Annotated in this window: 19 protein-coding genes; 9 read left to right on the top strand and 10 right to left on the bottom strand. The window is 70.2% G+C overall.

The window, feature by feature from the left end; translation table 11 throughout:
- Positions 1-13 precede the first annotated feature (13 nt).
- Positions 14-2,248 (bottom strand): glycogen debranching protein GlgX, encoded by a 2,235-nt coding sequence (gene glgX, locus OG623_RS09615; protein ID WP_406145833.1) that lies wholly within the window; start codon positions 2,246-2,248, stop codon positions 14-16.
- A 155-nt stretch (positions 2,249-2,403) separates the two neighbouring features.
- Between glgX and OG623_RS09610 the strand changes: the two genes are divergently transcribed.
- The 5 genes from OG623_RS09610 to OG623_RS09590 all read left to right on the top strand — a co-directional run bounded on the left by OG623_RS09610 (position 2,404) and on the right by OG623_RS09590 (position 8,188).
- Positions 2,404-3,624, top strand: a complete 1,221-nt coding sequence (locus OG623_RS09610) for an Ig-like domain-containing protein (RefSeq protein ID WP_406145832.1) — start codon at positions 2,404-2,406, stop codon at positions 3,622-3,624.
- Positions 3,625-3,828: 204 nt separating this feature from the next.
- On the top strand, positions 3,829-5,079 hold the full coding sequence (locus OG623_RS09605) for an Ig-like domain-containing protein (RefSeq protein WP_406145831.1): 1,251 nt from the start codon (positions 3,829-3,831) through the stop codon (positions 5,077-5,079).
- A gap of 444 nt (positions 5,080-5,523) precedes the next feature.
- Positions 5,524-6,564 carry an IS30 family transposase gene (locus OG623_RS09600; protein ID WP_406151750.1) on the top strand — a complete coding sequence of 347 codons (1,041 nt, stop codon included), beginning with the start codon at positions 5,524-5,526 and terminating at the stop codon, positions 6,562-6,564.
- A 90-nt stretch (positions 6,565-6,654) separates the two neighbouring features.
- Positions 6,655-7,422 (top strand): enoyl-CoA hydratase/isomerase family protein, encoded by a 768-nt coding sequence (locus OG623_RS09595; RefSeq protein WP_406145830.1) that lies wholly within the window; start codon positions 6,655-6,657, stop codon positions 7,420-7,422.
- Positions 7,423-7,672: 250 nt separating this feature from the next.
- Positions 7,673-8,188: an ATP-binding protein gene (locus tag OG623_RS09590; protein ID WP_406145829.1), complete on the top strand. Its 516-nt coding sequence runs from the start codon at positions 7,673-7,675 to the stop codon at positions 8,186-8,188.
- A gap of 267 nt (positions 8,189-8,455) precedes the next feature.
- Here the strand turns inward: OG623_RS09590 and OG623_RS09585 are convergent, their stop codons facing one another.
- The 5 genes from OG623_RS09585 to OG623_RS09565 form a co-directional block, all read right to left on the bottom strand.
- Positions 8,456-8,872, bottom strand: coding sequence for a GntR family transcriptional regulator (locus OG623_RS09585; RefSeq protein WP_406145828.1), 417 nt, complete (start codon positions 8,870-8,872; stop codon positions 8,456-8,458).
- Between the two features lie 24 nt (positions 8,873-8,896).
- The gene (locus tag OG623_RS09580; protein WP_406145827.1) at positions 8,897-9,871 is read right to left on the bottom strand and encodes an ABC transporter permease subunit; all 975 of its coding nucleotides are present in this window, start codon (positions 9,869-9,871) and stop codon (positions 8,897-8,899) included.
- Positions 9,868-10,812: an ABC transporter ATP-binding protein gene (locus OG623_RS09575; RefSeq protein ID WP_406145826.1), complete on the bottom strand. Its 945-nt coding sequence runs from the start codon at positions 10,810-10,812 to the stop codon at positions 9,868-9,870. Before OG623_RS09575 ends, OG623_RS09580 begins: the two co-directional genes overlap by 4 nt.
- Positions 10,813-10,873: 61 nt before the next feature.
- On the bottom strand, positions 10,874-11,140 hold the full coding sequence (locus OG623_RS09570) for a hypothetical protein (RefSeq protein ID WP_406145825.1): 267 nt from the start codon (positions 11,138-11,140) through the stop codon (positions 10,874-10,876).
- Positions 11,141-11,267: 127 nt separating this feature from the next.
- Positions 11,268-11,768, bottom strand: coding sequence for a flavin reductase family protein (locus tag OG623_RS09565; RefSeq protein ID WP_406145824.1), 501 nt, complete (start codon positions 11,766-11,768; stop codon positions 11,268-11,270).
- A 421-nt stretch (positions 11,769-12,189) separates the two neighbouring features.
- Between OG623_RS09565 and OG623_RS09560 the strand changes: the two genes are divergently transcribed.
- The gene (locus OG623_RS09560; protein WP_406145823.1) at positions 12,190-13,134 is read left to right on the top strand and encodes an NADP-dependent oxidoreductase; all 945 of its coding nucleotides are present in this window, start codon (positions 12,190-12,192) and stop codon (positions 13,132-13,134) included.
- A 52-nt stretch (positions 13,135-13,186) separates the two neighbouring features.
- A complete protein-coding gene (locus tag OG623_RS09555) occupies positions 13,187-14,032 on the top strand; it encodes a helix-turn-helix transcriptional regulator (RefSeq protein WP_406145822.1) in 846 nt (281 codons plus the stop codon).
- Between the two features lie 79 nt (positions 14,033-14,111).
- On the opposite strand, the gene OG623_RS09550 is transcribed toward OG623_RS09555, so the two are convergent.
- A complete protein-coding gene (locus OG623_RS09550) occupies positions 14,112-14,447 on the bottom strand; it encodes an ArsR/SmtB family transcription factor (protein ID WP_406145821.1) in 336 nt (111 codons plus the stop codon).
- Positions 14,448-14,632: 185 nt separating this feature from the next.
- Here OG623_RS09550 and OG623_RS09545 point away from each other — a divergent pair, with 185 nt between their 5' ends.
- On the top strand, positions 14,633-16,063 hold the full coding sequence (locus OG623_RS09545) for an MFS transporter (RefSeq protein ID WP_406145820.1): 1,431 nt from the start codon (positions 14,633-14,635) through the stop codon (positions 16,061-16,063).
- 115 nt (positions 16,064-16,178) lie between these two features.
- On the opposite strand, the gene OG623_RS09540 is transcribed toward OG623_RS09545, so the two are convergent.
- Positions 16,179-17,342, bottom strand: coding sequence for an LLM class flavin-dependent oxidoreductase (locus OG623_RS09540; RefSeq protein ID WP_406145819.1), 1,164 nt, complete (start codon positions 17,340-17,342; stop codon positions 16,179-16,181).
- A 239-nt stretch (positions 17,343-17,581) separates the two neighbouring features.
- On the opposite strand from OG623_RS09540, the gene OG623_RS09535 reads away from it, so the two are divergent.
- Positions 17,582-18,484, top strand: coding sequence for a TIGR03619 family F420-dependent LLM class oxidoreductase (locus OG623_RS09535; protein WP_406145818.1), 903 nt, complete (start codon positions 17,582-17,584; stop codon positions 18,482-18,484).
- Positions 18,485-18,574: 90 nt separating this feature from the next.
- Here the strand turns inward: OG623_RS09535 and OG623_RS09530 are convergent, their stop codons facing one another.
- Positions 18,575-19,342, bottom strand: coding sequence for a BTAD domain-containing putative transcriptional regulator (locus OG623_RS09530; protein WP_406145817.1), 768 nt, complete (start codon positions 19,340-19,342; stop codon positions 18,575-18,577).
- Positions 19,343-19,521: 179 nt separating this feature from the next.
- Positions 19,522-22,404, bottom strand: a complete 2,883-nt coding sequence (locus OG623_RS09525) for an AAA family ATPase (protein ID WP_406145816.1) — start codon at positions 22,402-22,404, stop codon at positions 19,522-19,524.
- Positions 22,405-22,556: the final 152 nt, after the last annotated feature.

Raw genomic sequence — 22,556 nt, 5'->3', positions numbered from 1 at the left:
TCACCCGCGAGCGTTACTCCGCCACCCGGAGCAGCAGCACCGACCTGCCCTCCACCGTGAGTTCCGTGCCGCCCCTGTGGAGCGTGCCGGGCGCGGTGGACTGCTCGTCCCGCGCGGTGTCCAGGACCAGTTCGTAGGCCTGGGCCCAGGGCGGGCCGGGGAGCTGGAATCCGCAGGGCCCCTGGTCCGCGTGCAGCACCGCGAGGAAGCTGTCGTCGGTGATCTGCCCGCCCCGGGCGTCCCGGCCAGGGATGTCGCGCCCGGAGAGATAGAGCCCGAGCGTCGCGGCAGGCGCGTACCAGTCGCCCTCCGTCATCTCCGCGCCCTGTGCGGTGAACCAGGCGAGATCCCGCAGGCCGTCCGGGGCCTGCGGGGTCCCGGAGAAGAAGGCGCGGCGGCGCAGCACGGGGTGGCGGTGGCGCAGGGCGAGCACCCGGGCGGTCAGCTCGGTCAGCTCCCGCCACCTGGGCTCGTCGAGGAGTGACCAGTCCAGCCAGCTGATCTCGTTGTCCTGGCAGTAGGCGTTGTTGTTGCCGCCCTGCGTACGTCCCATCTCGTCGCCCGCCACCAGCATCGGCACCCCGGTCGACAGGAGCAGTGTCGTCAGGAGGTTGCGCAGCTGCTTCAGGCGCAGGGCGTTGACGGCGGGGTCGTCGGTCTCGCCCTCGGCGCCGCCGTTCCAGGCACGGTTGTCGTTCGTGCCGTCGCGGTTGTCCTCGCCGTTGTCCTCGTTGTGCTTGTTCTCGTAGCTGACGAGGTCGCGCAGGGTGAAGCCGTCGTGCGCGGTGACGAAGTTGACCGAGGCGTACGGCCGCCTGCCGCCCCAGGCGTACAGATCGCTCGATCCGGTGAGCCGGTAGCCGATGTCGCGTACGTCGGGCAGGGCGCCGCGCCAGAAGTCGCGTACGGCGTCCCGGTAGCGGTCGTTCCACTCGGTCCACAGCGGAGGGAAGGCGCCCACCTGGTAGCCGCCGTTGCCGACGTCCCACGGTTCGGCGATCAGCTTGACCCGGCGCAGCACGGGGTCCTGGGCGATCACCGCGAGGAAGGGGGAGAGCATGTCGACGTCGTGCATCGAGCGGGCGAGCGCGGCTGCCAGGTCGAAGCGGAAGCCGTCGACGCCCATCTCGGTCACCCAGTAGCGCAGGGAGTCCGTGATCAGCCGCAGGACCTGCGGCTGGACGACGTGCAGGGTGTTGCCGCAGCCGGTGTAGTCGGCGTAGCGGCGGGCGTCCTGCTGGAGGCGGTAGTAGCCGCGGTTGTCGATGCCGCGCAGGGAGAGCATCGGGCCGAGCTCGCCGGCCTCCGCCGTGTGGTTGTAGACCACGTCGAGGATCACCTCGATCCCGGCGTCGTGCAGGGCGCGCACCATCTGCTTGAACTCGCCGACCTGCCGGCCGGCCGTGCCGCTCGCCGCGTAGTCCGCGTGCGGCGCGAAGTAGCCGATGGAGTTGTAGCCCCAGTAGTTGTGCAGTCCGCGCCGCAGCAGATGGTCCTCGTGGGCGAACTGGTGGACGGGGAGCAGCTCCACGGCCGTCACACCGAGCCGCTTGAGGTGGCCGACGGCCGCGGGGTGGGCGAGCCCGGCGTACGTGCCGCGCAGCTCGGGCGGGATGTCGGGGTGGAGCTTGGTGAAGCCGCGTACGTGCAGTTCGTAGATGACCGTGTCCGCCCACGGGGTCTTCGGCCTGCGGTCCTCCACCCACGGGTCGTCGTCGTGCACGACGACGGCCTTGGGGACGTACGGCGCGGAGTCCCGGTCGTCGCGCACGGTGTCGGCGACATGCTGCTCGGGCCAGTCCCTCACATGGCCGTACACCTCGGGCGGCAGGGTGAACGATCCGTCCACCGCGCGGGCGTACGGGTCGAGGAGCAGCTTCGCGGCATTCCAGCGGGCCCCCGTCCAGGGGTCCCAGCGGCCGTGCACCCGGTAGCCGTACCGCTGTCCGGCACCCACCCCGGGGACGAAGCCGTGCCAGATCTCATGGGTCAGCTCGGTCAGCGGGAGCCGGGTCTCGGTGCCCCGCTCGTCGAAGAGGCAGAGCTCGACGGCCTCGGCACCACCCGCCCAGAGGGCGAAATTGGTGCCCGCGACCCCGTCGGGCCCGACCCGGAAGCGTGCGCCCAACGGCATCGGTGCACCCGGCCATACGGGTGGTTCGTCCGGTTCGCGCTTCGGGGCCGGCCGGGCAACCACCACCTGCCCCGTCGCACGCGGAGTTTCCTCCTGCTCGGCTGTGCTCGACACCTCTCAGCCTCCTGCGGCTCGTAGGAGCGGCCACCCGGCAGAAGGAGTGAGCGGCGTCCCGGCCGCGGCCTCCCTGGCGGTGTCCTCCCTCTGTTCTGCCCACCGGTGGCCCCGCCCTCACGTTTCCCCCGGGCGGTCACGTCGTTGGGGGGAGCGTGAACCACGTAGCGAAGAGAGCACGGGCGGGTTCGGCCGCCGTGCTGACATGGGCAGGACTGTTCACCGTGCTGGTCCTACTGACGGGCTGCACCGATGCGACGTCGTTCTTCGGGGACGACCGCTCTCCCGGGGACGCCATCCGGATCACACCCAAGGACGGTGCCGCGAACGTCGGCGCCGACAGTCCGCTCGGGGTGGAGGTCCCCGACGGGCACATCGAGCGGGTGAAGGTGACCCGGATGGAGGACGCGGAAGAGCAGGAGGTACCGGGCCGGATCGCGAAGGACGGCCGTTCGTGGGCTCCCCGGGACGCCGGATACCGGCTCGGGCTGGCCGGGAAGTACAGCGTGGAGGCCGTCGCCGTCGACGGTGACGGCCATCGATCGGCCCGCAACACCTCCTTCACCACGCTGGTGCCCAAGGACCGCTTCATCGGCTACTTCAAGCCGGAGAACCGGTCCACCGTGGGTACCGGCATGATCATCTCCTTCGACTTCAACCGTCCCGTCACCCACCGGGACGCGGTCGAGAAGGCCATCAGGATCACCACGGATCCCGAGGTCGAAGTGGTGGGCCACTGGTTCGGCAAGGACCGGCTGGACTTCCGCCCCGAGAAGTACTGGGAGCCGGGCACCGAGGTCACCGTCGATGTGGGGCTGCGCGATGTGGAGGGCGCGCCCGGGGTGTACGGGAGCCAGCAGAAGAAGGTGACCTTCCAGGTGGGCCGCTCCCAGACGTCCGTGGTGGACGCGCGGGCGCACACCATGGAGGTACGCCGCGACGGCGAGACCGTCAGCACGGTGCCGATCACCGCGGGCGCCGAGAAGACGACCACGTACAACGGGAAGATGGTGGTCTCCGAGCTGCACGACATGACCCGGATGAACGGTGACACCGTCGGCTTCGGCGGTGAGTACGACATCAAGGACGTGCCCCATGCGATCCGGCTGACGAAGTCGGGCACCTTCCTGCACGGCAACTACTGGGAGTCCCCCGACATCTTCGGCTCGGAGAACACCAGTCACGGCTGTATCGGGCTGCGCGACGTGAAGGGAGGAAGCTCGGACACCCCGGCGGGCTGGTTCTTCGAGCGGACGCTCGTGGGCGATGTGGTCGAGGTGGTCAACTCCACGGACGGGACCGTCGCCGCCGACAACGGCCTCTCCGGGTGGAACGTCGGCTGGCCGCAGTGGACGGCGGGCTCCGCCCTGCGCTGATCACCGGTCCGACCAGGGCAGGTCCCGGAGGCGCACCCTCCGGGACCACCCGGCGGCGGACCCGGACGACTTGGGACCGAACGGTGACATTCCGGGGGGAGTCTCCCCATCTGCGGTGTGATTGTCTTACGTCCAGCGTGCATGTACAGCGCGCGGGAGTGCGGGCCATGGCGGGGCCAGGCCGTGCGAGGGGAGACGACCACATTGAACGGGCAGCCGATATCGGGGGCATGGGCCGACGCGGGCGGGGAACGGCGCGGGCGAGGTGCCCGGGGCCTTCTCGCACTGGCACTTGGCGCGCTGCTGTTGCTGGCGACCGCGTGCGGAGGCAGCGGGAACGCCGCCGACAAGAACGGTGACAAGCCGGGCGCGAAGACCGACGACACCAGCGCCTCGCAGGCGGTGGTGACCGTCGCGCCCAAGGACGGCGCCGACGGCGTCGCGACCAGCGGGGCACTGAAGGTCTCGGCGGCCAAGGGCAGGCTGAGCACGGTGAAGGTCGCGGACCCCAAGGGCAAGGACGTCGCGGGCAAGGTGGCGAAGGACGGGCTGACCTGGGTGCCCGACCGCCACCTGGCCGCCGCGACCAAGTACACGGTGCACGCGGTCGCCAAGGACGAGGACGGCCGGGAGTCGGCCAAGGACACCAGCTTCACGACACTCGTCCCGCAGAACACCTTCATCGGCCAGTACACGCCCGAGGACGGTTCCACCGTCGGCGTGGGCATGCCCGTGTCGATCCACTTCACCCGCGGCATCACCGACCCCGAAGCCGTCGAGAAGGCGGTCACCGTGACGGCCGACCCCGCTGTGGAGATCGAGCCCCACTGGTTCGGCAACGACCGCCTGGACTTCCGCCCCGAGGACTACTGGGCGGCGGGCACGAAGGTGACCCTGCGCCTCGACCTCGACGGCGTCGAGGGACGGCCCGGGGTCTACGGCAAGCAGGCCAAGACCGTGAAGTTCACCGTCGGCCGCAGCCAGGTCTCCACCGTCGACGCGCGCTCGCACCGGATGAAGGTGGTCCGTGACGGCAAGCAGATCAAGGACATCCCGATCTCCGCGGGCGCCCCGGCCACGACCACGTACAACGGCAAGATGGTCATCAGCGAGAAGCTCAAGGTGACCCGGATGAACGGCGACACGGTCGGCTTCGGCGGTGAGTACGACATCAAGGACGTGCCGCACGCGATGCGTCTGTCGGCATCGGGCACCTTCATCCACGGCAACTACTGGGGCGGCTCGGGCATCTTCGGCACGACGAACACCAGCCACGGCTGTGTCGGCCTGCGGGACGCGCGTGGTGCGGGGGACAGCGGGACGCCCGCCGCCTGGTTCTTCGACCACTCCCTGATCGGCGACGTGGTCGTCGTGAAGAACTCCGACGACAAGGTGATCCAGCCGGACAACGGCCTCAACGGCTGGAACATGGACTGGTCGGAGTGGATCAAGTAACTCCCTCCGCCCCGCGGATGTGAAACGGGCCCGGTGCTGCTTGGGTTCTAACGGTCCTCGCAACACCCTCGATCTGTGGGAGTTGCGAGGACCGTGGGCGTTGAGCGGGTTGATCTTGCGGGGTTGAGAAAGCGTTTCCTTGTTCGGCTGGATGTCGTGGGGAGCGTGACGGCAGCGGCGGCCGAGCTGGGCGTGAACCGGAACACAGCGTTCGGCTGGGCCCGGAAAGCCGGTCGTGGGTCGGTGCGCCTGCCGCGACGCGATCCACGGCGCGACGAGTACGAGCGACTGAGGGCCAAGGGGGTTGCGCAGTCAGCGGCGGCCAGGCGGGTCGGGGTGAACGAGCGCACGGCCAGGGACTGGGACCAGGGCGTCAGGAAGAGTGCCATGACACGGACCTACGCCGATGGCCGCCGAGTCGATTACGCGGCGGGAACCGTCACGATGGGCTCTGTGATCACGGCATCGGCAGGTCTGGCGGCTCTGGAGAAGCAACTGCATCCGAGGTATCTGAGGCTGACCGAGCGCGAGCAGATCCGCGACCTTCGGGCCTCGGGTCACTCGTTGCGGGCGATCGGACGCGCTTTGGGACGGCCGGCCAGCACGGTCAAGCGAGAGATCGACGCCAACTCCGGCCCCGGCGGCTACCAGCCCTATGCGGCCCACCGGGCGGCGGCCGCACGCAGGCCCCGGCCCAAGGGCCGCAAGCTGCTGCGCGAGGGCCGGTTGCGCTCCTTCGTCCAGGACGGGCTGCGCAGACGGTGGTCACCCGAGCAGATCTGCCACGCTTTGGTCCAGGAGCATCCCGAGGACCGGAGCATGCGGGTGAGCGTGGAAACGATCTACCAGGCACTGTATTTCCAGGCCCGTGGCGGGCTGAAGCGGGAAGTGCAGGCCGCGATACGCAGCGGCCGCACCCGCCGCAAACCCCACCGCGACCCCGCCGCACGCACGCCGCGATTCACCGACCCGATGGTGATGATCAGCGAACGCCCTGCTGATATCGAGGACCGGGCGGTGCCCGGTCACTGGGAAGGCGACCTGATCATCGGCACGAACAGTCGCTCCGCGATCGCGACCCTGGTCGAGCGGACCACCCGCTACACCATGCTGGTCCACCTGCCCGGCGGAGCCCACGACGCCGAGACCGTCCGTGACGGCCTGGTGCGCACCGTCCAGACCCTGCCCGCGCACCTGCGCGGCTCCCTGACCTGGGACCAGGGCAGCGAGATGGCACGGCACAAGCAGTTCACCCTGGCCACCGGCATGCCCGTCTATTTCTGCGACCCGGCCTCGCCCTGGCAACGCGGCTCGAACGAGAACACCAACGGACTCCTGCGCCAGTACTTCCCCAAAGGCACCGACCTGAGCGTCCACAGCCCCGAAGACCTCGAACACGTCGCCCAGGAACTCAACGGCCGCCCACGCAAGACGCTCGGCTGGGCAAACCCAGCCGAGCGTCTACGTGATCTACTCACCACCTAAAACCAGGTGGCGTTGCGAGGACCCCTGGAACCCAAGCTGTGACCAACGGCACCGGGCCCGCCCGCGTTAGCGACGGTTAACCTGCCTCCCATGACCGTAACCCTCGAAGTACACGACAACGTCGGCACCATCCGTCTCGACCGGCCGCCCATGAACGCCCTGGACTCCGCCGTCCAGGACCGGCTGCGCGAGCTCGCCGACGAGGCGGCCCTGCGGGACGACGTGCGCGCGGTGATCCTCTACGGCGGCGAGAAGGTGTTCGCGGCGGGCGCGGACATCAAGGAGATGCAGGTGATGGACCATGCCGCGATGGTCGTGCGCTCCAGGGCCCTGCAGGAGTCCTTCACGGCCGTCGCGCGCATCCCCAAGCCCGTGGTCGCGGCCGTCACCGGCTATGCCCTGGGCGGTGGCTGCGAGCTGGCCCTCTGTGCGGACTTCAGGGTCGCCGGGGACAACGCGAAGCTCGGCCAGCCGGAGATCCTGCTGGGGCTGATCCCCGGCGCGGGCGGCACCCAGCGGCTGGCCCGTCTCGTGGGCCCGTCCAAGGCCAAGGACCTGATCTTCACGGGCCGTCAGGTGAAGGCGGACGAGGCTCTGGCGATCGGTCTCGTGGACCGGGTGGTGCCGGCGGCCGAGGTCTACGAGCAGGCCCACGCCTGGGCCGCCCGGCTGGCCCGGGGGCCCGCGCTGGCGCTGCGTGCCGCCAAGGAGGCGGTGGACGCGGGGCTCGAGACGGACATCGACACCGGGCTCACCGTCGAACGGTCCTTGTTCGCAGGTCTGTTCGCCACCGAGGACCGCGAGCGCGGCATGCGCAGCTTCGTGGAGGAGGGGCCGGGCAAGGCCGAGTTCCTCTGACCGAGCGTGAGTTGCGTACACGGACGCGCACGTTCATCCGTGCGGGCGGATTAGCTGAACCTTAAGCCAACCTTAAGGCTCGGCGTCCGCCCCTCCTGTGTAATTACCCGGCGTCTTGGCGTCGCCGCAGGTGGATGGGGCTGAACAAGGGGCTGTTCTGCCTCTGGCATATGCCGGAGAACCAGCCCGGAATGACTGGTTCCGGTAGAGGGATTCACCGGAACGGTCACGGAGAGCGTTCTGTGCCTCCATGATGGTGAGCATGGCGGGCCTCGATGGTGTGGAACAGCCGCGACCGCGCAGCGGCGCGACAGCGGCGCGCTTGACGACTGCCGTCGAAGACGAACAGGCGTTCAAGGCGCTGGAGTTGTTCGGAAATCCGACGGAGGGCGAAGTCCGGCTACCCTCCCGTCCCGAGTCCGCGGCGACCGCTCGCCGGATCACCTCGTGCGTGATGCTGCGCCAGTGGCAGCTTCCCCCGCAGACCGCCGAATACGGAGTGCTACTGGTCTCCGAGCTGGTGGGCAACGCGGTGCGGCACACCGGGGCACGGATCTTCGGTCTGCGGATGCTGCGCCGCCGGGGCTGGGTCCGTATCGAGGTGCGTGACCCGTCGCGCGGACTGCCGTGTCTGATGCCCGTCCGTGCGATGGACGTCAGCGGCCGGGGGCTCTTCCTGGTCGACAAGCTCTCCGACCGGTGGGGCGTGGATCTCCTGCCGCGCGGGAAGACCACCTGGTTCGAGATGCGCACCACCGACCGCTGACACGCAGAAGCCCCCGGTTCGCCTGGGTGTGGCGCGTCGGGGGCTTCTGAGGGGGCCGTGGAATGGGGGGTGTGTCCACGGCCGCGCGGGGGACCTGGCTCGGGTCGGAGGAGGTCGTGGCCTCGACTATGGCAGACGGGCGACCTCGGATCCAAAGCCGCAAAACGGTCATGACGTCCCAAAAGCGCCCATTCTATCAATCAATCGTAGGTGGGATGGGTCACGTACCTGGCATTTCCCGCTGATTCACCGGCTTCGTCGGGTGATTCATCGATCCGGATAGGTGGCCTCGAACGAGGCCCGGAACAGGGTCTGGACCTCGTCGGCACCGAGGCCCTCGGTGCGTGCCTGGTGCAGCCATTCGTTCAGCGCGGTGCGCAGCGGCCACTCCGGGCCCGATCCCGGTTCGGCGAGCGTGCGGGTGATGAAGGTCCCCGCCCCCTGGCGCACCTCGGCGAGCCCCGCCCGCTCCAGCTCCCGGTAGGCCTTGAGCGTCGTGTTCGGATTCACCTTGGTGGTCGCGGCGACCTGCGCCGCGGTGGGCAGCCGGTCGCCCTCCTCCAACGCGCCCATCCGCAGCGCCTGCTCGACCTGACGGACGATCTGTAGGTACGTCGCCACTCCGCTGCGCCGGTCGATGCGGAACACGACCACGGACATCACCTTCCGCTCGATGCGTGACATTTTACGTACAGGGCGGCCTCGGCCCTACAGGGGGCGACGGGTGGCCCACCACAGGGCGAACGCGGTCAGGATCGCGGTGCCCGCCAGCAGGAGAGCTGCGCCGGTCCACTGCATGGTCACCATCTGGTCGTAGTCCAGGTACTCGAAGACGTCGTTGACGATGCCCTTCTCCTTGATGCACGCGTCGGTGGCCTTCTCGGTCGCCTCGGCGCACGAGCCCCATCCGTACAGGTGACCGTCGGCGCTGCCGACCCAGCGGTCCACCTCGTACGCGTCGTCGAAGCGGGCGGGGAGAGGGCTGTCCAGCGGATACGTGAACGTGCGCGTGGTGCCCAGGAGGGTGCGGTACATGCCCCAGGCGGTCTGCGTCACCACGCAGAAGACGAAGGTGACGACCATGGAGGCCAGGACCCGGCGCAGCAGGATGCCGATCGTGAAACCGGCCGCGGTGAGGAACAGGCCGAGTGCGGGCAGGACGGGGCCCGTGGTGTCGAAGGCCGACGCGTCCATCCAGCTGCTGGAGAGCAGCGCGTGGTGGGGGCGCCACCACCAGGTGAAGACGGCGGAGAGCACCGAGCAGGACACCAGGGTGATCAGCAGGCACCAGCCGAGCTTCGCGACGAGCCAGCGGCGGCGTGTCACGGACTGTGTGGTGACGAGCTGTACGGTGCCCTGCTCCTGATCGGCGGCGATCAGCGGGGCGCCGAGGAAGACGGCGAGCACGCCGGGCAGCAGGGTCAGCAGTGCGGTGAGCCGGCTGTAGCTCTCGCCCACGACGGGCAGCGGCGGGGACTTCTCCGGCCAGCCGGCGGCTGCCAGTACGTCGTTCAGCTGGGCGCGCTGGTACACGATCCAGAGGGTGCCCAGCGCGGTCAGGGCGAGGACGCAGATCAGCGTGGCCCGGTGCTGCCGCAGGACCAGCCAGGTCAGCCCGCGCAGTATCCGCGGACGTGTGCTGCGTGCGGTCGGTGCGGGTGGGTCGGTCAGGGTGGTGCTCATGCGGTCCTGCTCCCCTCGGTCCCGGTCCGCGCGCCGGGTGTGTACAACGCGGGTGCTTCCGGTGAGCGCAGATGCGCGAGCAGTACTTCCTCCAGGCTGGGCTCGGTCACCTGCCAGGTGCCGGACAGCGGGCCGTCGAGCCGCACCATGGCCTGGAACTGCCGCCCCGACACCCGCTGTTCGATCACCGTGTGGCGGGTGAGAGCGGTGGGAAGGCCGCCGTCCTCGGCCAGCCCGGTCACCAGGGCGTGTGCGGGGACCAGTGCGTCGGCGTCACCGGCCATCCGGATCCGGCCGTCGGCGACCACCAGCAGGTAGTCGCACATGTCCTCCAGCTCGGCCAGGATGTGGGAGGACATCACCACCGTGGTGCCGCGTTCGACGGCCTCGGCCATCAGCAGCGTGGCCATCTCGTCGCGGGCCAGCGGGTCGAGATCCGCCATCGGCTCGTCGAGCAGCAGCAGATCCGGGCGCTTGCCGAAGGCCAGCGCGAGGGCGACCCGGGTGCGCTGACCGCCGGAGAGCGTCCCGACCGTCGCGTTCATCGGTACGTCGCCCGAGCGCACGATCCGCTCCGCGGCCGCCGCGTCCCAGGAGGGGTTGAGCTCACCGCCGATCCGCAGGGTCTCCGTCACGGTGAACCGCTTGAACATCGGCTTGTCCTGCCCGAGGAAGGCGAACCTCGGCATCACCCCGGGGTCGCCCACGGGCACCCCGAACACGCGTAGTTCGCCCTGCGTCGCCCCCAGTTGACGGGAGGCCAGGCCCAACAGGGTGCTCTTGCCCGCCCCGTTGGGCCCGACCAGGCCGCAGATCCGGCCGGCCGGCAGCCGGAAGGTGCAGTCCTGAAGGGCCCAGCCGCGCCGGTAACGCTTGCCGAGACCGTCGGCCTCCAGGGCCCAGGTGCCCGGATTGCCGCCCGGGTCGCTCGTCCCCACCACACGCCTCACCTCAATTCCATTAGTCAATTAATGGAATCATGGTTGTTTGGGAGTGTGCCTGTCAAGCACGCTCCGGCAGGGCGGCGAGTCCCTCCATCGGCGCGGCCGCCCAACAGCAGTGGTCATGACCACCGGCGTAGACGTCGAGCGAGGCGTCGAAGCCCCTGGCCGCCATGAGCGTGCGCGGCTTGCGCAGGTCGTCGAGCATCACGCCCTCGTTGGAGCCGACCGTCATACGGATGGAGGTACCGCCGACCGGTGCGGCGGCGGCCTGCTCGTGGAGCCAGGTGTCGCTCGCGCCGGTGTGCGCGGACGGCCGTGAGGTCATGCCGGGACGCCACCAGGTGGACGTGCACGAGGCGCCGAAGGGGTGAAGACCGACGGGGGCAGCGGCGCGGCCCGGAGGGTGGGTCGTGTCAGGAGGCCCTGTGGCGATACGCACCCGGCCTCCCTGGTCACTCTCCTGCGAGGCGCGCGTACTCCCCCTGGAAGAAGACCAGGGGGCGGAGGGCGCGGGCGACCGCCAGGTCGAGCACGCGGCCCAGGACGAAAAGGTGGTCGCCCGCCGGGACGACGTCCGCCACCTCGCACTCGATCCATGCGGCGACGTTGTCGAGTATCGGGGCGCCCGTGGCTGACCGCCGCCAGGCGAGCCGGTCGAACTTGTCGCCCCCGCTGGTCGCGAACACCGAGGACAGGTCCGCCTGGTGCTCCGCGAGTACGTTGGCCACGAAGGTGCCGGCTCGTTCGATACGGGGCCAGCTGGTGGAGGTCACACCGGGGAAGAAGCCGATCATGGGTGGGTCCAGGGACACCGATGCGAAGGACCCCACGGTCAGGCCGACCGGCTCGTCCCCGGCCATGGCCGAGACGGCCACCACACCGGTCGGAAAGTGCCCGAGCACCCGGCGGAAGTACGCCGAGTCGAAGGCGGGGGCATCCGGACGAGTCGCCATCGTTCTCCTCATGAGAAGGTAACCACCGCACAGACGCACGACAGTTGATCGCTCATATGGAAATCGTAGGAGCTGATCCGGTCGGTGGAGAGGGCGAGTATGTGCCGGTTGCCGTTCACCTGGGAGCGGCACCACCACGCAGGCGTTCCGTAGGTGTTGGTGCTGGCCATATGACGTTTGCGAACTGGTTCGGGCCCGCCTCCCGGTGAATCATTGAGGCCATGTCAGGGATGACCAGGCCCGGGTCGGGTTTCCGGCGCACGAGCGTGACGCGGCTGTCCTCTTCCGCCCCGTTCCCGGGCGCACAGGGGCCACGCGTCCGCCCGGCCGCCGCGTCCGCGTCCCGGTCACCGGTGCTCCGGCCGGATATCCCCCCGTCACGACCGACCCCTTGAATCGATTCGTGGAAGGAACCCCCACCATGCGCGCTGTCGGCATCGAAGAGTTCGGCGAACCCGAAGTGCTGAAGGTCATCGACCGTCCGCTGCCCGTGCCAGGCCCGGAGCAGGTCCGCATCCGGGTCACCGCCGCCGGGGTCAACCCCACCGACCTGCTGCTGCGCGCAGGGGACCTGGCCGCTGCCGCGGCCGGGCAGGAGCCTCCCCACATCCCCGGTATGGATGCCTCCGGAGTGGTCGACGCCGTCGGTTACGGGGTCGACCTCGCGGTCGATGAACCGGTCATGGCGTTCGTGAACCCCTTCCATCCCACCGGCGGGGCCCAGGCGGAATACGTCGTGGTGCCTCGCGAGCAGGTCGTCGCCGCGCCCAGGGGCCTCGACCTCCGTGACGTCGCCGGCCTGCCCATGAACGGTCTCACCGCGCACCTCGCCCTCTCCCTGCTCGGCCTGTCCGAAGGGGCGACCCTGGCCGTCACGGGGGCGGCGGGCGCGCTGGGCGGGTACGTGGTGCAACTCGCCAAGTACCGCGGGCTCCGGGTCGTCGCCGACGCCGCCGACCGCGACCGGGATCTGATCCGGGGGCTCGGCGCCGACGTGGTCGTCCCGCGCGCCGCCGACTCCGCCGATCTCGCCGCCGCCTACCGTGCCGCGGTCCCCGAGGGGGCCGACGGAGTCGTCGACGCCGCCATCGTGGGGGCCGACGCCCTGGGCGTGGTGAAGGACGGGGGCGGCTTCGTCAAGTGCCGCCCCTTCGAGCTTGCCTCCGAGCGCGACATCGTCGTCCAGGGGGTGGTGGTGATGACGCATCCCGCCAAGCGCTCCGCCCTGGAGGAGATCTCCGCCCTGGCGGAGAAGGGTGTGCTGACCCTGCGCACCGCCGACGTACTCGCTCCCGAGCGCGCTGCCGAAGCCCATCGACGCTTGGAGGCGGGCGGCGTACGGGGGCGTCTGATCCTCGCCTTCTGACAGCCGATCCCGGTGACCCGGACTGGTTCTTCGCGCGTGGAGGGTGGCTTTCGTGAGTAGCGGTGTGGCATTGGGCCAGGAGGAGACCCGGAACGTCAGAGACGCCGACAGGGAGCGACGGGCCGCGCTGCGCCACTTCCTCAGATCCCGCCGCGCCCGGCTCTCGCCCGGTGACGTCGGGCTGAGGGCGGGCGGGCGGCGTAACACGCCGGGCCTCCGGCGCGAAGAGGTCGCCGTGCTGGCCGGGGTGAGCGCCACCTGGTACACGTGGCTCGAACAGGGCAGGGATATCAAGGTGTCCGAGGACGTGCTCGAAGCGGTCAGCAAGGCGCTCGACCTGGACCGCACCGAGCGAGCCCATCTGTATCTGCTGGCCGGGATGAATCCGCCGGCCGCCAGGCAGGAGATGTCCCCGGAGGAGCTGTGCCGGCTCCGGCTCGCCGTCGAGGTGTGGCAGCCCGCTCCGGCCTTCGTGGTCGACCGGTACTGGAACGTCCTGGCGAGCAACGCACCCGCACGCGCACTCCTCGGCGTTCAGGAAGCGGGCTCCAACTACCTCTGGTCGTTCTTCACCGATGGCCACAACAGGAGCCGCTACCCCCACTGGCTGGACGTGGGGAGCCGTCTGGTCGGCCAGTTCCGGGTCCAGGCGGTGCGGTTCCTCGATGATCCGAACTTCGAGCATCTGGCGCGGAGGCTGTGTTCGGCGAGCAAGGACTTCGACCGGCTGTGGGCGCGCCACGAGACCCGGGACACCGGGATCGCGACGGTCGAGGTGCGGCCCGCACCCGGCCGCAGGGCCGCCTTCCACCACGTCGTCATGGGCCTTCACCAGAGGTCCGAACCGCTGCTCATGCTCTACCTGCCGGCCCAGATCGCCGGTGACCGGGTCGGCTGACCGGGCCGGGTGGGACCGACCGGGACGGGTGACCCGCGCGGGACGCCGCCGGGCATCCGAGCGGGGCCGGGCGTGCCCGCTACTGGCCCGCCTCGTGGCGGGCTGCGGCGATGATCGCGTCGAGCAGGCCGGGAAGGGCCCGGTCCAGGTCGGTCCGGCGCAGGGAGTTCGTCTTCACCGTGCCCTCGTACTCCTGTCGGAGGATGCCGGCCCGTCGCAGCACCTTGAAGTGGTGGGTGCTGGTGGAGCGCGTGACGTTGATGTCGAAGGTCCCGCACGCCATACCGCTCTCGGCGTCGGCGAGTTGGCGCACGATGGTGCGTCGTACCGGGTCGGTCAGCGCGTCCAGCACGCCTTGGAGGGCGATGTCCTCGGCTGCGAGGTGATCGGTGATGCGTTCGGTCTGCGCGGTCACGTGAACTCTGCCTCCTTGCGTTCCGGCGCGGCGCCTTCATCCTACGACAGCGGTCATATGATGATGGGCGTCAAATTTGACCGTCATCGTCATAGTGGCTTCAATGGGCACAGGGAAGATCCCTGGCCGCGGTCGTCGGTGGTGCGGTCGTTCAGCGCTCAGCGAGCCTCCCGGAGGAGACAACGATGCCCAGTGCCGAGCCCCGAGCAGTGCAGCTGACAGGTGAGGCGGCGCCGCCTCCACGGGAAGCGTCCCCCGGTCTGCGGCTGACCGCCCTGGCCACCGGTTTCGTCATGGCAGCCCTGGACGTGACCGTCATCAACGTCGCCGGCTCGGCGATCCAGGAGCAGCTGAACGCCTCGCTGCCGGAACTCACCTGGATCGTCGACAGCTACGTCCTGGTGTTCAGTTCGCTGCTGCTGCTGGCCGGTGGCCTGGCGAACCGCCTCGGGGCGAAGAACGTCTACCTGTGGGGCATGGCGGTCTTCTTCGTCGCCTCCCTCGGCTGCGCGCTGGCACCGGACGCGGGCCTTCTCATCGCCGCGCGCCTCCTCCAGGGCGTGGGAGCGGCACTCTTCATGCCGAGCTCGCTGTCCCTGCTGGTGTTCTCGTTTCCGGATAAGCGGCAGCGCACCCGCATGCTGGGCCTCTGGTCGGCGATCGTGGCCACCTCCGCCGGCCTCGGCCCGACCGTCGGCGGCCTGCTGGTCAGCGCGTTCGGCTGGCAGAGCATCTTCATCCTCAACCTGCCCATCGGCATCGTCGGGATGCTGCTGACCAAGCGCTACATCGTGGCGACCGAGGTGCGCCCCACCAAGCTGGCCGTGCCCGGCCACGTCCTGTGGATCGTGGCGCTGGCCGCCCTGAGCTTCGCGCTGATCGAGGGGCCCCGGCTCGGCTGGGGAGCCGGCGAGATGCTGGTGGCGTACGCCGTCCTGGTGGTCGCCGCCCTGTTGCTGGTGGTGCGCGAGCGGCGTGCGGCCAACCTGGTCATGCCGTGGAGCCTGTTCAAGCGTCCGCGGTTCGCCGGAGCGAACCTGGTCGGCTTCCTGTTCAACCTCGCGCTGTACGGCAGCATGTTCATGCTGAGTCTGTATCTTCAGCATGCCAGGGGGTCCAGTCCTTTCCGGGCCGGGCTCGAACTGCTGCCGATGACCATCTGGTTCCCGCTGGCCAACATCGTCTACTCGCGGATCTCCGCGCGCTTCTCCAACGGGGCGCTGCTGACGGTCTTCCTGCTGGTCGCCGGGATCGCGTCGCTGACCATGGTCACCGTCTCCTCGGAAACGCCCTACTGGGTGCTGGCGGTGGCCGTGGGCCTCGCCAACATCGGCGCGGGCATCATCTCCCCCGGGATGACGGCCGCCCTGGTGGACGCCGCCGGTGCCGAGCACACCAACGTGGCGGGGTCCGTGCTGAACGCCAACCGTCAGATCGGCACCCTGGTGGGCATCGCCGCGATGGGCGTGGTCCTCGGCACCGCCTCGGACTGGGACCGCGGGCCGGCGTTGTGCTTCGCGGTGGTCGGTGTCGCGTACCTCGTCGCCGCCGCCGGCGCCTGGCTGCTGATCGCCCGCGGGGAACACCGTGAGGAGGCGGCCCTCGCCACCGCCTGAACGTCCGGTCGACCGGACGCCCCGAAACTCCACCGTCGGCGTTGTCCGTCGCCGACGCCGCTGCCGCACCGGGCGATGTTCGCCGGGTGCGGCGGCGGCGTTCACGGACGGCTGCTCAGCCGGCGCCGGCGCCGCGCGGCCGTGCCCCGTGGTCGGGCAGCGTGAGCTTGCCGCCGAACAAGTCGCGGTTCTCCTGGTACCACCGCGCGGACTCGGCCAGCGGGCGCGCCGAACCGGTGAAGTGAGGTGCCACGTAGCGGGCGAGCAGGTCGTAACTGCGCCTGGTCTGCTCCGGACCGGCCCAGTCCTGCAGGTACACCAGGAGGGTGCCGAAGCCGCCGGTCTCCTCCTGCATGCGCTGGATGCCCGCCACGCAGTCCTCGACCGAGCCCACGATGGCGCTGCCGGCCTCGATGGCCGCCTCGATGGCGTTCTCCGGATCGACGCCGGGGATGGTCACGTCGAGCCCGCGCAGATCGCCCCAGTACTCGTGGGCCCAGCGCTGGTAGCCGGCCCGTACGTCTTCGATGGCCTGGGCGCGCGTCTCGGCCACGTGGATCGGCAGGGTGATCCGCCAGTTCCGGCGGTCGACGGTCCTGCGGTGCTCCGCGGCGGCCTCCTCGGCGTAGCTCCACTGCGTCTTCATGTCCGGCGGCCGGTGACCGGGACGTGAGACCCCGAACGAGACGGTGCTGATGCCGAGTTGTCCCGACAGCCGCACACTGTGCGGCGAGGCGACGCTCGCGGCGGCTATCTCCACCTTGCCGCCGCGGTAGGGCTCCAGCTGGAGCTTGGCGTCCTGCAGGGTGAACCACGGGGTCTTCCTGGTGACCGGCTGGTCCCCGTGGAGGAGTTCCACGACAGCCTCCAGGGACTCGCTGAACATGCGGCGCATCTCACCCCACTCACGGCCGAGCATGTGCGCGTCCACCGGGCTGCTGCCGGCCCCGACCCCGAGGATGAAGCGACCGCGGGTCAGATGGTCGAGGTGCAGGGCGCGGCCGGCCACCATGAACGGGTGGTGGTAGGGCAGCGTCATCACGCCGGTGGCCAGCTTGATCTGGCGTGTACGCGCGGCGGCGGCGGCCACGAACAGATCGGGGAACCCGATGCTGTTCCAGCCCAGCGAATGGTGTTCGCCGATCCAGAATTCGTCGTAGTCGAGCCGGTCGAACAGCTCGATCATTTCGAGGTCCCGCTCGAACTGGAGAGTGGGATCTTCGCCGAGCGGGTGGAACGGTGCCAGAAACGCGCCGAATTTGAGTCGTTCCGGATACATCGCATCCCCTGTCTGTCTCGGATGGGTCGACACCTGAACGAATATAGGTCGCGGCCGGGGGCCGAGAGGGGAGCCCGTTTCTCCTATGGGCCGTACCACCAGAACCCTTGACACGGGTACCGACGCACTCTGGAGCACCGCATTCCGATCCCCTAGCGTGGGCGGGGCTGCCGGCAGGATTCCGGCAGGTTCCCGCACTTTCCTTGTTGATGGCATTCCATAGTGGGTGGAGCAGACATATGCGTCTGGGCTTCGGTCTTCCGACGTTCGGTCCGGCGGCCAACGAGGTGAACGGCATCGCCCGGTTCGCCGCCGACGCGGAGAAAATCGGCGCGACCAGTCTCTGGGTAGGCGACCGGCTGTTGACGCCGGTGGATCCGGTGGTCGGCTACTCACCGGGCTCCACGGCCATTCCGGAGGAATTCCGGGTGGCGGCGGACCCGTTGACCGCGCTGGCGGTCGCGGCGGCGGCCACCGACGAGGTCCGCCTGGGCAGCAGCGGCATCAACGCACCGTGGTACCCGCCCGCGCTGCTGGCCCGCGCGCTGGCCAGTATCGACGTGGCCAGCGGCGGCCGGCTCGTCGCCGGGTTCGGCACCGGCTGGTCACCGGAGGAGTACGAGGCCGCAGGGGTGCCGTTCGAAGGGCGCGGCGCGCGGCTCGACGAGCTGCTGGACGTGCTGGTGGCCTGGTGGACGGCCAACCCCGTGAGCCACCGGGGGCCGCTGTTCACGATCCCGGCCGGTCATGTGGAGCTGAAACCGGTGCAGCGGCCCCGTCCTCCGGTCTACCTCGGTGCGTTCGGGCCCCGGGCGCTGCGGCGCGTCGGAGAGCGGGCCGACGGGTGGATGCCGGTGTGGTGGGCGCCCGAGGCCTTTCCCGTGGCGCAGCTCACCCAGGGATGGGCGACCGTACGGGAGGCGGCCGAGGGAGCGGGGCGCGACCCGGGCACGATCAGCATGATCCTCCGGGTCAACGTGGCTGCCGGCACCCAGGTGGAGGTGGTCGCCGAGGAGGTGTTGAAGGTGCGTTCGGTGCTGCCGGTGGAGGAGGCCTTCGTCGACTTCACCTTCGCGGCCTCCAGCGTCGGCCACACCCTCGACCTGGCCGGCAACCTGCTGGACCGCGTCTCGGCGGAGTGAGACGGGGAGCGCCGGTGCGCCCGGTGCCGACAGTGACGTAGGGCGCGGCCGGCCGGTCCCGGGCCACGAGTGGACCCGGGTGCCGGCGGTTCACGCTGCCGCCGGCACCCGGGATCCGTCGTCGGCCAGGATCTGCTGGTGGAGTTCGTGCAGCGCGCGGCAGGGCGCGATGCCCAGCTCACGGTCGAGCAGGGAGCGCACCCGCTGGAAGACCTGGAGGGCGTCGGCCCGCCGGTCGGAGCGGTACAGGGCGAGCATCAGCTGCCGGTGGAACGCCTCGATCAGCGGGTGCCTGTTCACCAGCGCGTACAGCGGCCCCACCAGTTCGCGGTGGCGTCCCATCATCAGGTCGGCCTCGTTTCCCCACTCGACGCACTCCAGCCGGGTCTCCTCCGCCCAGGTGGCGAACTCGTCCACGATGGGGCCGCCGCGCAGCTCGCCGAGTACCGTGCCGCGCCACAGCGCGAGCGCCCGGTGGCAGGCCACGGACGCCTCCTGGTAGCGGCCGACGCGGAACGCGGACCGGCCCTGCCGGGCGAAGCGCTGGAACTCGTGCGCGTCCAGACTTCCGTCGCCGAGTTCCAGGACGTAGCCGGGGAACCGGGTGACGATCGGGCTGTGGTCCTGGTCCACGCGGCCCAGCAGTTTGCGCAGCTGCGAGATGTAGACGTGCAGGGTGGCCGTGGCACGGCGGGGTGGTCCTTCCCCCCATATCTCGATGCGCATCTGGTCCATGGAGACGACGTCCTCGGAACGCACCGCCAAGGCCGCGAGCAGGGACTCCATCTTCGGTGCCGTGACCGTGAACATGTCTTGGCCGTCGGTGATACGCAGGCTTCCCAGGATCTCGAATCGCACGATGGTGCCTTCCTCGTGGGGGAGATCCGACGAGGCTCGGCACTGCACCGGGCCGGTGCGCTCGTCGGGGCAATAGGGTGCGGCAGACCATTGCCTCGGGGCGGCCCTTGCGCGCCGGCCGTCTCGGGGGCGAATCAACGTCGTGTGCCGTGCTGTACCCGCGGAACTCTTTTAGCCTCTCAGTAACGCGACCTACGTGCGTCAGTAGAAATACGTACGGCCATGAGGCCGGCCAGCTCCGCCCGGGAACCGATCTCCAGCTTCCGGTAGATGCGGGCGAGGTGGACCTCGATCGTGCGGGGGCTCACCCGCAGTTTCTCGGCGACCTCGCGGGTGCGCCGCCCCGTGCCGACCAGGCGCGCCACCTCCAACTCGCGGCGTGTCAGGGACGCGAGGTCGGCGTCCTGCCCCGCCGGAGAGGACGGAGCCAAGGCCCGGTCGGCCTCCTGGGAGTCCTCAGGGAAGCCGCCCGACGGTGGCTGGGCGAAGAGCGCCATGTGCCACTGATCGGCCAGCTCCCGTGCGGCGGACCACAGTTCCCTGGCCTCCTCCAACCGCCGGCCTGAACTCGCGGCCTCGGCGGAACGTACCGCCGCGCGCAGGCTCTGGAGTCTCAACTGCGCCCCGTCGAAGAGGCGCTCGGCCTTCCGGTAGGCGATGATCGCTGCGGTCCAGTCGTTCTGCTGGGAGAGTGCGTGGCCGCGGGCGAAGAGGGCGTAGGCCCGGGAGTGCGGCAGCGGGCAGTCCTCCATCACCCGGGAAGCGCGCTCGGCCCAGATCGCGGCACGGGCGCCGCTGGAGGCGGAGGCCAGGGCGAGCAGTTCGTAGGCCCGGGCCCGCCGCGGGGGGTTCAGCGCGCCGAAGTCGGGCGCGCCCTGATCGAGCAGCAGGTCGAGACAGCGTTCCTGGCGGCCCTGGAGGAGGAGGGTTTCGGCGATCGTCAGCACGGCCAGGGAATGCCAGGAGTCGTGCCAGTGGTGCAGGACCCGCAGTGCTTCCTCCGTACGGGCCGAGGCGCGGCTGCTGCCCGGCGGTTCTCCGTAGGTGACCGCGAGTGCCTCCTGGGCCATCGCGTACGCCCGCAGCCGGTCCGCGCCGAGGTGTCCGGCCAGGTCCGCGGCTTCGGCGGCCGAGCGCAGCGCGCCCTCCAGCCGTCCCTGACGCAGCTGAGCCTCGGCGAGCCCCCCGTACAGTGCGGGGAGCATGGCATCGGGGTAGTGGCCCGCCGAGACGGCGAGGCCACGGGCGTAGCGGGATTCGGCCTCCTGCGGTCGTCCCAGTGCCAGGGCGCATGCTCCGAGCAGCGCGAAGTACTCGGTGTGCAGGCGAAGTTCGCTGTCGGGCAGCTCGTCCATCTGCCGCACGGCGGCGTCGTAGGCGGCCAGGGCACCCGCCGTGCGACCGGCGGTCATTTCGGCGAGTGCGTGCAGCGACAGCGCGCCGGCCAGCGTGGTCGCCCGGCCACCGGTGCGTGCCAGCCGGAGAGCCGCGGAGGCGTGGGTGGCCAGTTCGCCGTCGCTGCACAGGGAGGACAGGATGCCTCGAAAGACCGTCAGCCGGGCGAGCAGATCCGTGTCCGCGGCGGATCCGACCCGGGCGAGTTCCGTACGCAGCAACGCGTCGGCCTCGGCGAAACGTCCGTGCAGGCACTCCACCAGCACGCAGATGCGTATCACGGCGTGACGGGCCTCGTCCGGCCGTACCCCGGCGTCGTGGGCCAGCAGGTGCAGCGATGCCTCGTCGTCGAGGAGGCCGGCGGCCTGGAACGCCCGGGCCAGGGGCGGGATCAGGCCGAGGAGCCGACCCGGTGAGCGGTCGCCCGGGGCGAGGCCGCGCAGCGCGAGCAGCAGCCAGCGTATGGCGTCCTCGGGGGCGCTGAGCGTCGTCTCCTTGCCGGCCAGGGCCAGGGTCTCCAGGTCCTCCGGCGTGAAGGCGCCGGTGGACAGCTCGATGTGCACGGCGCGCTCGGCCGCGGACGCGGCGCGGCGGTTGAGGACGGCCAGCGCCCTGCGGTGGGCCTGCCGGCGCCGGCAGCGGTCCGTCCGCTCGTGCGTCAGCGCGCGCAACACCGGCTGGCGGAAGACGAACTGGGTGGCGGAGTGGGGCAGTGGGCGCAGGATGTCGAGCCGGACCAGCCCGGAGACCGCCGCGCACACCTGGTCGAAGGGGAGCTCGCACACGTCGGCCAGTTCCTCGCGGGTGAAGCGGTCGCCCAGCGCGGCCGCGCACTCGGCCACCAGGCGTTCGACGGGGTCGAGCGACTCCAGCTCCGCGGCGAGCGGGGCGAGCGGGCCGGTGACCAGATCGGCGGTGAGGGAGGAGCGCAGTGGTGCCGCTTCGCCGAGCACCAGCAGATCCAGGATGTTTCCCTGGCTCTCCTGGTACGCCGACCGCAGCCAGCCGGTGTCGGGTCGTACGTTCAGCAGGCGGGCAGCCTGTTCCGGGTCGATCGGCCCCAGCGCCACACGGGCCACACGGCCCTGTTCGGCACCGTAGGCGAGGGTGCCGAGCAGCGACGGGTCGGCCTGCCGGGACCGCTGGGCGATGACGACGAGGACGGGAGCCCCGAGCGGTCGGCGCACCAGGTGGTCGACGAGTTCCAGGGCCTTCGGATCTGCCCGGTGGAAGTCGTCGAGCACCAGCAGCAGCCCCTCGCCCGCGGCGTCGGCCAGCAGCGCGTGCACCGCGCGGGAGAACGGGAGCGGCGGGGGAGGGGCGACCGCGTGATCCCGGGGGACGCACAGGTGCGTCCGGATCAGCTCGGCGTGGACCGGATCGAGCCGGGCCAGAGCCCGGGGCGTCAGCAGGTCGCCGAGAGCTCGGGTGAAGACCCCGAAGGCGTCCTGTTCCGTGGGCTGGCAGCGGCCGTCGAGCACCCGGACTCCCTGGGTCTCTGCCGCCGCCATCAGGAGGGACAGCAGCCGGGTCTTTCCGGACCCGGGGTCCCCGTGCAACTCGACGACGCCGCCCCGGTCTTCGCCGATGCCCCGGAGCGCTTGCAGCAGTCGCAGTGATTCATCGCAGCGCACCGATGTCTTCCGTGCGGTATTCGTGGTGGCCAATAATGATCCCACAATGACTGAAACCTTTCCCCCGTACCGGGCGATCTTTTCCAAGACCGCTGTCGTCGCACACCCGTCAGAATTTGCGGGACGGTCTCAAGCTAACCACCGCTGTCCGAATGGCGGGGAAGAATTCAGGGGCACAGACAATA

It is taken from the genome of Streptomyces sp. NBC_01012 (assembly GCF_045162755.1).
Lineage (GTDB): Bacteria > Actinomycetota > Actinomycetes > Streptomycetales > Streptomycetaceae > Streptomyces.
The sequence above is the reverse complement of the archived record's forward strand: the minus strand, read 5'-3'. Positions and strand labels throughout refer to the sequence as shown.